This window comes from Nocardia brasiliensis IFM 10847, assembly GCF_000710915.1.
Taxonomy (GTDB): domain Bacteria; phylum Actinomycetota; class Actinomycetes; order Mycobacteriales; family Mycobacteriaceae; genus Nocardia; species Nocardia brasiliensis_A.
The window spans coordinates 56747-70964 of the sequence record NZ_BAUA01000046.1; the positions used below are offsets into that span (position 1 = coordinate 56747).

A 14218-nucleotide genomic window follows, 5' to 3' on the forward strand; every position below is an offset into this window, starting at 1 on the left:
CCCGTCCGCCGCATGCGGACGCCATGCCACGAACCCCGCACACCCACACCGCAATCCGACGTTCATACCCGCAACACGGATCCCCCTCCGCCGCGCACCTGACCGACGCGGACCCGAACTTGTGCACAGCCGTCCACAGCCCGACCCGGGGAGCGCGGCTGGTGCGACGCGACGAACGGATACCGCGACGGAAATCCGTTGACCGCGCCGTCGCTGATCGTGGAGGCTCGCGGTTGTGCACAGGAATCCACAGGTGGTGGGGCTCGAGCCGTTGACAGAGGGAAATCTGCCGCTGTTGCTGGCGGCTGCCGTCACGGATGCCGATCCGCTCGAGGTGATGCCACCGGTAGCCGGGGCGACCGGCTGGGACGCGGTCAGTGAGCAGGCGTTCCTCGACTTCCATCGAGGTCGCGCGCTGCGACCGGACGCACCCGTCGAGTACACGTATGTGATCACCGTGGACGGTCGGGCGGTCGGGGCCGCGCGGCTGGAGCCGGGCGAACACGGGGTCGAAGCGGGCGTGTGGATCGGCCGCTCCCAGCGCGGGCGAGGCGTCGGCAAAGCCGTCGCCGAACAGCTGCGCGCGGCCGCCGCCGCAATAGGCGCGCGGCGCATCCACGCGGTCACCAAGGTCGACAACACGGCGGCCCGAAGGCTGTTGGCTGCCGCGACACCCGCCATCGATGGCGACACCGTCACCGCGACAGTGGATCTCGGCTGAACCCGACGGTGCACGAACCGGGTCGAGTTCACACCGCCACCTCTGAATGGCGTGCGGGCGGTTGTGCACAGGCGGCATGCCAGGCGATCTGGCGCGGACGACTGGGATCGGCCCCTGCGTGCAAGTCGGGATCCACCACCCCTACCAGCAGGCATCGCGATCTCTGCCAGGAAGAGTCCGCCGTCTCATCAGGAAGAGGTCCGGCGCAGCCATTGCCGGCGGAGAACACGACCTTGCGCCCAGCGGCTGCGTGGTCGGCATCTCGACGGTCATGCACACCACGCGCGCGATGTCCTGATCGATGGGTACCGCCGTTACCTGCGCTCGAGCGCGGTTACCTACGGCCACCATGTACGTCGATCGAGTTCCAGCGCTTGTCTACACAGCCGCCGAGCGGAATCGCTGCGCTCCACAGAGGTTGTGCACAGTTCACACAGGGACTCGCCGTGTGACCCGCCGGTGTCTCGTGCCGCAGGCATGTGAGGTCGGCATGAGCTCCGTGGCAGAGTGGATGCGGTGACCGGAATCGACTGGAACCACAACAGTTTCTACCACCGGCTCCTGCTGCGTCAGTTACCGAAGAACATGTCCCGTGTGCTCGATGTAGGTTGCGGGGCGGGCGCATTCGCCGTTGTGCTGGCACGGCACGCCGAGCGGGTCGACGCGCTCGATCGATCCCCGGTGATGATCGAGGCCGCGAAACAGGTCGTACCCGCAAACGTCACCTGCGTCCTCGGCGACATCCTGGAACAGCAGTTCCCGCCCGCGACCTACGACGCGATCGTCTCCATAAGCACGCTGCACCACCTGCCCCTCGATGAAGTGCTACCGGACCTGGCCGACGCACTGCGCCCCGGCGGTGTGCTCGCCGCCGTCGCGCTGCCCCGCACCGACCTGCCCCGCGAGTTGCCCACAGAATTCCTTGCCGCACTGGGGCACCGCGTACTCGGCGGCACCTTCGCACTACTGCGCAAACTGGGGCTCGGCGACCGGCACGCCCTCGATCCCACCCACGCCGACATGCCGGTCCGCCTCGATCCACCCTTGACCACCCGGCAGGTACGCGAACAAGTACGCACTTTGCTCCCCGGCGCACAAGTCCGCCGCCGCCTCTTCTGGCGCTACTCCTTGGTCTGGCACAAACCACACATGTAGGCCGACTGCGGTCCGGGGCCCGAACGCACAGCCCGAACCTGGACAGTTGATCACCAGGTAATGATGGCGCGGCGCTCGACCGATGCCGCCACCATTACCTGGTGATCAATCGGCCGATTCCTCTTTCAAGCTGCGCGTGACCTCGTCCAGGGCGGCTCGGAGCAGTTCCGTGTAGACGTCGAGGTCCGGGATGGTCGCTTGGTCGGCGTGGATGGAGACGGTGATGGTGTCGCCGAGGCCGTGCACACCGTGGGTTAGGTGCATGACGGAGCCGATGGCGGGGAAACCGGCGGTCCAGCGGACGCGGCCGCCGCCGAAGGCGAGGTTTGCGGGGCCGCGGTGCACGCTGGAGACCACGGTGTGGCCGGCGATGGACTCGGGGACGACGTCGAGCGGATAGCGGGCGATATCGCGGCGGAGCAGGGGTGCGGGGACCACCTCGGTGACCCGATCCTGCGCGGTGAGCAACGGATGTTGCGCGCGGACGCGGCGGTCGCGCAGCGTCGCCGCGATCTTGTCGGCGCGTTCCCGCAGGTCTGCGACGTCGGCACTCAGGTCGACGCTGAGACTGCGATAGTTGTTGTGCGCCTGCGCTTTCGCAGTATCCGACAGCGCCATCGGCACCTGTGCGCCGAGCCGACGCACCTGTTCACCGTGGGATTCGAGGTAGCGGTCCAGCGCCAGGGACACCGCGGTCAGCACGACGACGGTGACCGTCCGCCCCGGGATGCGCAACGCCGACGCCGCATACACGAGCATCCGAACACCATGCACCGCATCACCGCTTGCCACTATGCGGTTGACCCGGCTCGGCACGAAACCCGCTCCGGGCTGCGGTAATTCACCCGCGGCGGTCAGGTCCGCGAGTTCCCGCTGCGCCTGGAACGCTCCGTATCCGCGATACGCCGTCCGCACCATTCGAATCGGCAGCCACGGCACCGCGATCGCCGCGTCCACCCAGCGTGCGGACACCCACGACGCAAGGGCCGTCCGCGCATCCGAACGAGCCGCAGCTCCGGAACAGACGGCCTCCCGCAGCCTGTCCGCCACACCGCGTCCAGCAGACGTGCGTTGCGGACGAAAGGACTGATAGCCCCGAATTCCGTTCTCGGCCAGATGAACCGGTAAGCGAAGCACGGCTGCGGCCGCGCCCCTGGCTTTCCGGATAACCGGCGGGCCACTGGCAGCCTCCGCCGCAGCGAACAGCTCTCGCGCGATCTCGGCAGCGCGCCGACCATCGGCCAGCGCATGGGACATCTGCAGCACCACCACCAGCGCAGGCCCATGCGCGACCGGTGGCGCTCCCCCGAAGTCCGCCGCACGTTCCCGATCCCCGAAGCCGGCGATTCCCCGAAAGATGTGCAATTGCCAGGGATGCACACCGGCATCGAGCACGCTGCCGACCAACTCCCCCAGCGCCGCTTCGAGATGCCGCCGATCCGGCTGTGCCAGTTGGTGTTCTATGACCTGCTCCGCATCGAACTCGGCGGGCTCCCAGTACGGATAGTCGAGGTCGCGCGGTACATCCCGGGCCCGGACTCGCAGAGCGTCGATGGTCGCGACACGATCGGCGATATCCGCACGGAGTCGCTCGAACGAATGCCCGGCATCGTCGAAGCAGTACAGCAGGAACAGGTCGTTACGGGTGCGGCCCGCCAGCCAGTACATCGTCGCGTCCTGCGGGGCCATCCGTCGCACCGTCCGACAGTAACGAAACCGCCGGACCGCCGCTCTCCCGCGTCCGGAACCGCGCTGCCAGGACCCCTGGAAGTACAAATGAAGAAGCCCGAATCGAACTTGACATAAAATTCACGAATTGTTTGACAGCACAAGGCGATACCCACTTTTCGCACGCGCAAACGACCGTCCGGCCGCGATCTTGGCCCAACTGCGCCGAAACCCGGAAAACCGCACGGTATCGCCCTGTTCGCCGGTCCGCGACGCCTTCGAATGATCTTGATTTACAAGATCATCCGGGAAAACCATCGATTCGGGCACGATCCGTTGCTACCGTCTGTAGTAGAAGCAAATCACTTCTCGTGGGCGGGGTGTCGGATATGGCAACTCAACTTGGTAACAAGGTCAGCGCACAGGCGGACTCCGCCGACGAGCGATATCGCGCCGCCGCGTTCCTGAAGCGGTCGATCAACAAGGTCTTCCCGACCCACTGGTCGTTCCTGCTCGGCGAGATCGCGCTGTACAGCTTCATCATTCTGCTGCTGTCGGGCATCTACCTGACCCTCTACTTCGACCCGTCGATGACCGAGGTCGTCTACGACGGGTCCTATCAGCCGCTACGCGGTGTCACCATGTCGCGAGCGTACGAGACGGCGCTCAACATCTCCTTCGAGGTGCGCGGCGGCCTGTTCGTCCGGCAGGTCCACCATTGGGCCGCACTGCTTTTCGCGGCATCGATCATCGTGCACCTGTTCCGCGTGTTCTTCACCGGCGCGTTCCGCAAGCCGCGTGAGGCGAACTGGGTGATCGGCTCGCTGCTGCTGATCCTGGCCATGTTCGAGGGCTACTTCGGCTACTCGCTGCCCGACGATCTGCTCTCCGGCACCGGCCTGCGCGCCGCGTTCTCGTCCATCACCTTGGGCATGCCGATCATCGGCACCTGGCTGCACTGGTTGATGTTCGGTGGCGACTACCCGGGCACCATCATCATTCCGCGCCTGTTCATCGCGCACGTGCTGCTGTTCCCCGGCATCATGCTCGCGTTGATCGCCGCGCACATCGCGCTCGTCTGGTACCAGAAGCACACCCAGTACCCCGGCCCGGGTCGCACCGAGAAGAACGTGATCGGCGCCCGTATCGTCCCCGTGTTCTCGCTGGATCAGGGTGCGTTCTTCGCCTTCACGCTCGGCATCGTCGCGATCATGAGCGGCGTCTTCCAGATCAACGCGATCTGGACCATGGGTCCCTACAACCCCGCACAGATCTCCGCGGGCTCACAGCCGGACTTCTACATGATGTGGACCGACGGCATGATGCGTCTGATCCCGCCGTGGGAGCTGTATCTGGGCCGCTACACGGTGCCCGCGCCGGTCTGGGGCGCACTGCTCATGGGCGTGGTGTTCACGGTGCTGATCACCTACCCGTGGATCGAGAAACGGCTCACCCGCGACACCGCGGCGCACCACAACCTGCTGCAGCGTCCGCGTGACGTGCCGGTGCGCACCGCGATCGGCGCGATGGCGATCGCCTTCTACGTGGTGCTCACGCTGTCCTGCGTGAACGACATCGTCGCCTACAAATTCGACATCTCGCTGAACGCGACCACCTGGACCGGCCGGATCGGCCTGCTCCTGCTGCCGCCGCTGGCCTACTTCGTCGCCTACCGCGTCTGCCTCGGCTTGCAGCGCAGCGACCGGGCAGTGCTGGAGCACGGCGTGGAGACCGGCGTGATCAAGCGCCTGCCGCACGGCGAGTACATCGAGATCCACCAGCCGCTGGGCCCGGTCGACGAGCACGGCCACCCGATCCCGCTGGAATACCAGGGCGCACCGGTCCCCAAGAAGATGAGCAAGCTCGGCCTGGCCGGCAAACCCGGCACCGGCAGCTTCCTGCGGGCCGACCCCTGGCAGGAGTCGGAGCGCAATCACGAAACCGACCACGCCGAAGAGCGCAAGCAACTCGCTGTGCTGCGCGATTACCAGGAACGAGATCAGCGCAACGGCAATGGTTCCCACGGAAACGGTTCGCCCGATAGCTGACCTAGTCTGCGGCTTGTTTTGATTTCCATAAAGTGAGCTGGTCGTTTGTGGCAGCCACCTCGGGGTGCTCGGGCCCCAGCAGCCGCAAACGATCACGCAGAAGTTCCGCGAAACCAGTTACAGCCGCCGCTACGTCGCCGCTTCGTCCGCGCCATGCCGCAAGGTTATGGCGCGCCCGGAGCGTGTCGGGGTGATCGGGTCCTTGAACCCGGAGTCGGTCGGCGAGCAGCGCTGCATACCCGGCGACCGCCCCCGCCACATCGCCACTCTCGCCCCGCCACGCGGCAAGATTTCCGCGCGCGGCGAGAGTGTCGAGATGGTCGGGTCCGATCAGCTTCGGCAGGTCGTGCACTAGCGAATCCAATTCGCGCACAGCTTCTTCAAGGTGCCCTTCGCGCGCACGCAGATTCGCGAGATTCTGACGGGTGTTCAAAGTCAGAAGTGAGTCCGGCCCGAACACCCGGATACAGTCGGCAAGCACCGCCTCCAGTCCTTGGATCGCTCCGGCCCGGTTACCGCTCAACCCCTGCCAATACGAGAGGTTGCGCCGCGTCGCCAACGTATCCAGATCATCGGGTCCAAGGATTCGCAAACTATCCACAAGCAACTGCTCATATTCAGCCACGGCTGCGGCTACGTCGCCGCTTTCACCGCGCCAGTCGGCCAGATCGTCTCGGACGTCGAGAGTATCCGGGTGGTCCGGCCCCAGCACTCGCACACAGTCCACGAGCAGTCGCTCGAATTCTCGAACAGCTTCGTCGACACCACCACAGCTTCCCCGCCAATGCGCCAAACAGCCTCGGATCAGCAAGATCTCGACCTCATCGGAGCCGATCGATGCCGAACTCTCGGCCAGCAGGCTCTCGAAACCTGCCACGGCAGCAGACAAATCGCCGGATTCCCCTAGCCAATGAGCGAGATGGAATCGGGCGGTGCGGCAATCGGGATGTACCGATCCGAGCGTCTCCACGAAAAGCGGAAGCCACGCGGACCACATGTCTCGGTTATCACTGGCCCGCACGGTCTCCGAAGTGGCAAGCAGTTGCACGGCTGCCTCGGAATCTCCACAGGCCAAATGATGGCGGACGCCCGCGGCGCGGGCGTACTCCGCCGTGGGACCGCCACTTGCCGCGAGTATCGCGGTCGAGATCGCTCGATGCGCAGCGGTCTCCGACACGCCCAGCCGGGCGGCTTCCTTCTGCGTGGAGTCCACAAAGTCTTGATGGCTCAGCCCCAGCATCTCATGCCCGGTTCCCGAGTTGCCCCTGCTGACCAGGACCCCGAACTCGACCACGATGTCACGTATGTCCCGAACAGGGAGCTGGTGGCCGAGCACAGCCACAGCATCGTGCAACAGCTCGACAGGCAATATCGGACCCGAACCCGCGGCGGCGAGAACGGCCAGCACCGCCGCGATCACGCTGATCGGCGCAGGCGCACTCGGCCCGAGCGCGCAACGGATCCGTTCCTCGAGCAACCCCGTGAGGCCACCGTCTGCGACAACCTCGAGAACGCGGTCGTCGCTGATCTCGTTCAGCAGCCGGGCGAGCAGCCAACCACCGGCATCGGTCTGCTGCAACAACTCGGCGACTCGTTGTTCCCGGAGCGGATCGCTTCGACGCTCACGCGTCGCGATCGATCGGACGATTTCTCCTGCCGTAGGTGGACGCAGCTCGACGCGGTGCATATCCGCGAAGGTGGGCAGTTCGTCGATACCGGTCCCGGAACGGATCCCGACGATGAGCCTCACGTGCGCAAGCTCCGCTCGACCCACGAGGTCCGCGATGGCACTCACGATCAGCTGCCGCACACCGGGTTCGGCCTGGTCGATCCCATCGATCACGAGATTGACCGGCTCCCAATTCGATTCGATGCGTGCCAACGGTTCGAGCACCAACAGATCGAACACATCAGCGGTCTCATCGTCTGCGCCGGCGGCCATGACGGCCGCGGCAACGGAAGCAAAGCCGTCCACGCGACGGCGCATCTGGTCGTGCAACTCTCGTGCAAGCGATTCGATCGAGCTGGCCGCCGAGACGAACGCCGCCGCCGCGATGTACTCGGAGGTGAACCGGGGCCGCGCCAGAGAGGTGGGGCGGATCAACAACGACATCAGCGTCGATTTGCCGGACCCCGCCGGACCGACCACCCCGCGCAATCGATGGGAGCCATCGTTCACGATCTCGGCGAGATGGCGCCGCATGGTCTCGGTGATGAGCAGGCCGTTAGTGAGCTGATCCACCAAACCGGCTGTGGGCCTTCCCCACACCGCATCGTTTCGGCGCGCCGCGTTGGGAACCAACCACAGGCCTGGATCGCCCCCGTAAGCGACGCCGAGATGCCCGGGGATTTGCCGAGTGCACTCGAGTTCCAACGGATCGAGCAGGTCTGCAGGCAAGAGATTCTCCCCACGCAAGGGCAGACCTCGATCGAAGACCGACACCGTGGTTCGAGTGAAACACCCGCCGTACGCAGCGTCGTCGCCGGTCGCCACCAGCAACTCGATCCGTCGCGCGGACAACTCGATCCGATCGGTCAAGTGCCGGGCCGCACCACTCAGACTCTGCTGTGTCTCACAGGCGTCGATCAGCACGATCAATCCGTCGACGGCATGTCTGTCCAACTGCTCGCTCAGCACCTGAACAACGTGCAGCGCGGTATCGGACTCCGGGTGCAACGGGGAGTCATGCGCGAGAAGAAAGAAGTTACCGCCACCGGTAGCCACGCCATGTCCGATAAAACTCACCAGTAGCGCGGCCTGCCGCTGGGCGGCGAGGGCGAAGGCAGCTTTGACCTCTGCCACCAACTCGAGAGTCGTCGGGTTCAGCAGTGGCCCGTCGGTGCTGCGCGCAGATTCCCACTCACCCAACGTCGTCAAACGGGAATGCAGGTCAGTGGCTAGTTGTAATGGAAAGCCCAACTCGCCCAGAGCTTTACACTCAGACCCAACGACGAGCGCAAGCCTCCCACCCATGGTACGAAGATACCGGGCCGCCTACCCTTTGATGCCAGGATCGAGCCGAAACGAACGTCCGAGGAATGAACACCGAGGTTGCCTCAAGCCGACAAGGACCCGAGGCAGATACGGAGCCGGAAGTTCAGATGCCCCTGAAGTCTCCCGTCAAGATCCCACCGAGGAACGCGTCCCACTCACGCGGAGTGAAGGCGAGTACCGGACCGCGTCCAAGTGCCTTGGTGTCGCGAACGGCCACATTGCCACCATCGAGGAAGGCGACTTCGACACATGCCCCGTCGGGTCCACTAAAGCTACTCTTACGCCAAACAGCGCCCGTCAGATCAACTTTCACGGCACTAGCTCCTTCGCCTGCGTCGAGAACGAGAATTACCTGACATGATTCCGCTCGCACCGGACACTCACAGGGGCCACCGCATGCGTTTAATGCGCAGTGTTGGCACGCGGTTTCCACGGTGCGACATCATCACCCCGTACTACTAGGTGCAAACACCATTCTCAAGGGCTGCCCCCGCGACTAGACCTTAGCAGGTCTATCGAAAGTTTGCCCACTTCTTGCTGTTTCAAACATTCGCATCTGCCACGTTTGCGAAGATTAACAGTTGCGGAAACATTGCCAGCTCATAGCGAGCATTCCCGTCGGCGCTCTTCGGGTAACTTTTGATCGGATGTAATTGCTCCGTGATCCGTCAAAAGTTCTTTCTTTGGACAACGTCTCATCGACGACATCGCCGGCACCGGGCATGATGGAAGGCATGGTTGACCGCGATCGCGACGATGCAGGTCGCGCCCGGAACTCTCGTCCGCGAGACCGGTTGGGGCGCCCACTGCCGTCCGGAAGTGTCGGAGTTGCCCGAATTCCCGATGATCTTGAATTACCCCCGCAGCAAACACTCATCTTCGCTCAGCAACTGCTGGACGATGGTTTGGCATTCAACGCGCACGAGGTATTAGAGGCCGCGTGGAAGAACGGACCGTTCGCCGAACGGATGCTGTGGCAGGCTCTCGCACAGCTCGCTGTCGGTGTCACACACATCCAGCGCGGTAATCCGAAGGGCGCGCGCACCCTGCTGACCCGCGCGGTGACCCGTCTGACCGAGTTCCGGCCCGAGGATGAGGCCGACGCGCCGTACGGCATCGACCGCGCCGGGCTCGTCGCCTACGCCGAGGCGCTGCTCGCCGCCGTCGACGCGCAACGTCCGATCGCACCCGAGGAGCTCAAGCCGCGGCTGTGCGGCTGACCTCTACGATGGCGTGCGTGCCCACGTCGTTGCTGACACATCGGGCTCGTGTCTGAACCGGGCGCGGGCCGTTACGCCCCGAGCCCGTCCGGCGATCTGCACGTGGGCAACCTGCGCACCGCCCTACTCGCTTGGGCCTTCGCCCGATCGACCGGGCGCGATTTCCTGATCCGGGTCGAGGATCTCGACCGGGTCCGCCCGGGCGCCGAGGAACGACAGCTGGCCGATCTGGCCGCGATCGGACTGGACTGGGACGGCCCGGTGGTCCGGCAATCCGAGCGGCGCCCGCTCTACGAGGCCGCGATCGATCGGCTCACCGCCGCCGGGCGCACCTACGAATGTTTCTGCACGCGAAGAGAAATACAGCAGGCGGTGACGGCCCCGCACGGCCCGATGGGCGCCTACCCGGGTACCTGCCGCACGCTGACCGCGCAGGCACGAGCGGCGTTCCTGGCCGAAGGACGATCGGCCGCGTCGCGGCTACGGTCCACGGCGACCGAATTCGAGATCGTCGACGAACTGCACGGGCGCTACCGCGGCGCGGTGGACGACGTGGTGCTGCGGCGCGGCGACGGCGTTCCCGCGTACAACCTCGCGGTGGTGGTCGACGATGCGGCGCAGGGCGTCGATCAAGTGGTGCGCGGAGACGACCTGCTCTCCTCCACACCGCGCCAGGCCTACCTGGCGACGCTGCTCGAGTTGCCGGTCCCGCGCTACGCCCACGTCCCGCTCGTGCTCAATACCGAGGGCAAGCGGCTTGCCAAACGGGACGGCGCGGTGACCCTCGCGGACCAGCTGGCCCTCGGCAACACGCCCGAACAGATAGTGGCGGCGATCGCCGCCTCGCTCGGCTACGCGGCGACCTCGTCGGCAGAGCTCCTCGACAGTTTCGACCCGGCACATCTGCCGCGCGAACCGTGGATACTCGACGGGAATGGGTTGTTGCAACGCAGTCGATGTCCGTAACGTACGCATTCGTCCAACTACTGATCACTCGACGAGGACAAACAACTATGACAAGCGGTGGGTACGACCCCAACCAGTATCCGCAGGGCGGGCAGCCGTATGGGCAGCCGTACCCGCAAGGCGGCCAGCAATATCCGCAAGGCGGTCAGCAGTATCCGCAGGGCGGCCAACAGTTCCCCCAGGGCGGTCAGCCGCAGTACGGTCAGCAGCCGCAATACGGTCAGCAGCCCCAGTACGGCCAGCAGCCGCAATACGGTCAGCAGCCGCAATACGGCCAGCAGCCGCAGGATGCGTACGGCCAGTACCCGCAGCAACCGGGCGGCTTCAACAACTACGGCGGCCAGCCGGGTGACCTCGGCACCCGCATCGGCGCGCGTGTCATCGACGCCCTCATCCTCTATATCCCGTACTTCATCATCTACATCCTGGTGAAGAACAGCCTCGGCCTGACCATCGGCCTCGGCCTGCTCTGGACCCTGGTTCAGCTCGGCTACTTCGTCGGCATGGAGACCTCGCAGGGCACCACGCTCGGCAAAAAGGTGCTCGGCCTGAAGGTGCTCGCGCCCGGCGGCGCGGCCAAGATCGATCCGGTCACCTCGCTGAAGCGCAACGTGTTCGTCGCGGCGAACATCATCCCGTGCGTCGGCGGTCTGGTCTCGCTGGTGCTCGCCATCTACATCATGGTCACCATCTCGCAGGACCCGAACAAGCAGGGCTGGCACGACAAGTTCGCCGGCGGCACCCAGGTCGTCAAGGCCTGACGCCGATCGGCCGCAGTACGCGAGCAGGGGCGCACCCGATATCCGGGTGCGCCCCTGACGTTTTCGCGGGTCAGGCTCCGCTGACCCCCGCGATGATCACCACGACGAACCACAGGACGGCGAGCACGATCATGCCGACGCCGATCCAGATGCCGGCCAGCGCCATGCCGCGGCCTTCCTGACCGGTCTGCTTGATCTGGCCCAGCGCGACGACGCCGAGGATGATGCCGACGATCGAGCCGATACCGCAGGTGAAGAATCCGACCAGCGAGGAGATCAGCGCGCCGATCGCCATGCCGTTGGTGCCCTGCTGCTGCGGCACCCCGTACGGCTGATACGCGGGCTGGTACCCGTAGTTCGGCTGCGGCTGGCCATAGGGCTGGGCCGGCTGCTGATACCCCGGCTGGTACTGCGGTTGCGGCGGGGGTGTCATCGGCTGGGCGGGCTGCTGCGGGTATTGCGGCGCCGACGGGTATCCGGATGGTTGCTCAGCGTTCGGGTATTGCGGAACCGAGCTGGACGCCCCCGATTCCGGCGACACGCCTTGGCCACCGTACTGCTTCCACCATTCGTCGGAATCGCCGGGATTCGTCATTGCTACAGGGTATTCCACAACCTGGTTGGATGAAGCCCGTGAGTCAGCTCAATGAAACCGAAGTCCCAGAACCTGGGCGCCCCGCACCGGAACATGCGGCATTTGCCCAGGTGGCGCGGGGGTACTACACACCGATCGTGGCGTTGTTCACGGCGACCCTGATCATCTCCAATATCTGCGCGACCAAGGGCGTGCAGTTCTTCACCGACCACTCGGTGAAAATCGGCCCGATCGAGGTGCTGCCGATCAGCACCGACGGCGCCTGGTTCCTGTTCCCCCTCGCCTACATCCTCGGCGATGTCCTCAGCGAGATCTACGGCTTCAAATCGGCCCGCCGGGCGATCTACTACGGCTTCGGCGTCCTGCTGCTGACCGTGGTGTGCTTCAAGATCGCGATCGAGTTGCCCGCCGCGAGCTTCTACGAGAATCAGGACGCGTTCCGCACCGTCATCGGCACCACGCCCCAGCTCGTCGCCGCCGGCCTGGCCGGCTACTTCGTCGGCGAGATGCTGAACTCCGCGACGCTGGTGCTGATCAAGGAAAAGACCAAGGAAAAGCACCTGTGGGCGCGGCTGATCGGTTCCACCGTGGTCGGCGAATTCGGTGACACCCTGATCTTCTGCTCGATCGCCGCCACCGCCATCGGCATCGACTCGTGGAGCCAGTTCGTCAACTACGTGATCGTCGGCTTCCTCTGGAAGACCCTCGCCGAGGTCATCGTGCTGCCGATCACCTATCGCGTGATCGCCTGGCTGAAGAAGCACGAGCCGACGTACGCGCCCAGCGAGAACTCCGCACTACTCAGCTGATTCGTCCTCGGCCGCGGTCGGGTGCACGTTATGGCGTCGCGATGCGCCCTTTCCAGCGGCCGAGGGTTTCAGCCTTGTGCTCGTCGAAATATCCGCCCTCGATGCTGGCGCGGATGCGGTCGACGAGCCGGATCGTGTAGCGCTCGTTGTGGATCGTGCAGAGCGTGGCCGCGAGGATTTCCTTCGCCTTGAACAGATGGTGCAGGTAGGCCCGCGTGTAGTTGGCGCAGGTGTAGCAGTCGCAGGTCTCGTCGATGGGCGTGAAATCGCGGCGGAAGCGCGCGGTGTTGATATTGAACCGGCCCTCGGCCACGTAGATGGCGGCGTTGCGCGCGACCCGGGACGGATTCACGCAGTCGAAGGTGTCGGCCCCGTTCTCCACGGCGGTGAAGATGTCCTCGGGCTCGCTGATGCCGAGCATGTGCCGCGGCTTGTCCTCGGGCAGCTCATCGCAGCACCAGCCGACGATGGTGCCCAGGTTGTGCTTCTCCAGCGCGCCGCCGATGCCGTAGCCGTCGAAACCTGTGCCGCCGCTACCGCGGATCGCCTCCAGTTCGCGACAGGCCTTGCGCCGCAGGTCTTCGTACTGCGCGCCCTGGATCACCGCGAACAGCGCCTGGTACGGGCGGTGCGTGCGGGCCGCGGTCAGCCGCTCGTGCTCGTCGATGCAGCGCTGCGCCCACTCGTGCGTGCGCTGCAACGACTTCTCTTGGTAGCCGCGGGTATTGAGCAGCGTGGTGAGCTCGTCGAAGGCGAACATGATGTCGGCGCCCAGCTCGTGCTGGATGCCCATCGACACCTCGGGGGTGAACCGGTGCTTCGAACCGTCCAGGTGCGAGCGGAAGGTGACACCGTCGTCGTCGACGGTGGCCAGCCGCTCCTTGCCCTTCGCGATCACGTCGTCGCTGCGGACGTCGACCGCCTCCATCGCGAGCACCTTCTTGAACCCGACGCCCAGCGACATCACCTGGAAGCCGCCGCTGTCGGTGAAGGTCGGACCCGGCCAGTTCATGAACTTGCTCAGCCCACCGGCCTCGTCCACGATGTCGGATCCCGGCTGCAGGTACAGGTGGTAGGCGTTGGCCAGCAGCGCCTGTGCCCCGATCTCCCGCATCGTTTCCGGCAGCACGGCTTTCACCGTCGCCTTGGTGCCCACCGGAATGAACGCGGGCGTGGCGATCTCCCCGTGCGGCGTGCTGATCACACCCGAGCGGCCGTGCCGCCCGTCGAGGCGATTACCGACGGTGAACGAGAAGTTTCCGGGATCAGACACCCCGACA

The 14218-nt window shown here is 65.3% G+C and carries 12 protein-coding genes; 7 read left to right on the forward strand and 5 right to left on the reverse strand.

Translation table 11 applies throughout. The features are described from left to right. The first annotated feature begins 235 nt into the window (after positions 1-235). Together NBRGI_RS09820 and NBRGI_RS09825 are read left to right on the forward strand one after the other, a co-directional pair. Positions 236-721: a GNAT family N-acetyltransferase gene (locus NBRGI_RS09820; RefSeq protein ID WP_235210903.1), complete on the forward strand. Its 486-nt coding sequence runs from the start codon at positions 236-238 to the stop codon at positions 719-721. 516 nt (positions 722-1237) lie between these two features. Continuing rightward, positions 1238-1876, forward strand: a complete 639-nt coding sequence (locus NBRGI_RS09825) for a class I SAM-dependent methyltransferase (RefSeq protein ID WP_235210904.1) — start codon at positions 1238-1240, stop codon at positions 1874-1876. A gap of 105 nt (positions 1877-1981) precedes the next feature. On the opposite strand, the gene NBRGI_RS45060 is transcribed toward NBRGI_RS09825, so the two are convergent. After that, on the reverse strand, positions 1982-3565 hold the full coding sequence (locus NBRGI_RS45060) for a WS/DGAT domain-containing protein (protein ID WP_051727631.1): 1584 nt from the start codon (positions 3563-3565) through the stop codon (positions 1982-1984). Between the two features lie 368 nt (positions 3566-3933). Between NBRGI_RS45060 and qcrB the strand changes: the two genes are divergently transcribed. Beyond that, entirely contained in the window at positions 3934-5592 is a 1659-nt protein-coding gene (gene qcrB / locus NBRGI_RS09835; RefSeq protein WP_029894720.1) for a cytochrome bc1 complex cytochrome b subunit, read from the forward strand. Position 5593: 1 nt separating this feature from the next. Here the strand turns inward: qcrB and NBRGI_RS45065 are convergent, their stop codons facing one another. Next, entirely contained in the window at positions 5594-8395 is a 2802-nt protein-coding gene (locus NBRGI_RS45065; RefSeq protein ID WP_158439846.1) for a tetratricopeptide repeat protein, read from the reverse strand. 295 nt (positions 8396-8690) lie between these two features. Further along, positions 8691-9020, reverse strand: a complete 330-nt coding sequence (locus tag NBRGI_RS49860) for a DUF397 domain-containing protein (protein WP_324192126.1) — start codon at positions 9018-9020, stop codon at positions 8691-8693. A 301-nt stretch (positions 9021-9321) separates the two neighbouring features. Between NBRGI_RS49860 and NBRGI_RS09845 the strand changes: the two genes are divergently transcribed. Genes NBRGI_RS09845 through NBRGI_RS09855 form a run of 3 tightly spaced genes read left to right on the forward strand, consistent with a single transcriptional unit; the run spans position 9322 to position 11534 of the window. Next, entirely contained in the window at positions 9322-9807 is a 486-nt protein-coding gene (locus tag NBRGI_RS09845; RefSeq protein ID WP_029894724.1) for a DUF309 domain-containing protein, read from the forward strand. A 48-nt stretch (positions 9808-9855) separates the two neighbouring features. Beyond that, positions 9856-10773, forward strand: coding sequence for a tRNA glutamyl-Q(34) synthetase GluQRS (gene gluQRS, locus NBRGI_RS09850; protein WP_029894726.1), 918 nt, complete (start codon positions 9856-9858; stop codon positions 10771-10773). A gap of 47 nt (positions 10774-10820) precedes the next feature. After that, positions 10821-11534: an RDD family protein gene (locus NBRGI_RS09855; protein ID WP_029894727.1), complete on the forward strand. Its 714-nt coding sequence runs from the start codon at positions 10821-10823 to the stop codon at positions 11532-11534. A 70-nt stretch (positions 11535-11604) separates the two neighbouring features. Here the strand turns inward: NBRGI_RS09855 and NBRGI_RS09860 are convergent, their stop codons facing one another. Beyond that, positions 11605-12129 (reverse strand): DUF4190 domain-containing protein, encoded by a 525-nt coding sequence (locus tag NBRGI_RS09860; protein WP_029894729.1) that lies wholly within the window; start codon positions 12127-12129, stop codon positions 11605-11607. A gap of 29 nt (positions 12130-12158) precedes the next feature. Between NBRGI_RS09860 and NBRGI_RS09865 the strand changes: the two genes are divergently transcribed. After that, entirely contained in the window at positions 12159-12938 is a 780-nt protein-coding gene (locus NBRGI_RS09865; RefSeq protein ID WP_029894731.1) for a queuosine precursor transporter, read from the forward strand. A 28-nt stretch (positions 12939-12966) separates the two neighbouring features. On the opposite strand, the gene tgt is transcribed toward NBRGI_RS09865, so the two are convergent. Further along, positions 12967-14211 carry a tRNA guanosine(34) transglycosylase Tgt gene (tgt, locus tag NBRGI_RS09870; protein ID WP_029894733.1) on the reverse strand — a complete coding sequence of 415 codons (1245 nt, stop codon included), beginning with the start codon at positions 14209-14211 and terminating at the stop codon, positions 12967-12969. Positions 14212-14218 lie beyond the last annotated feature (7 nt).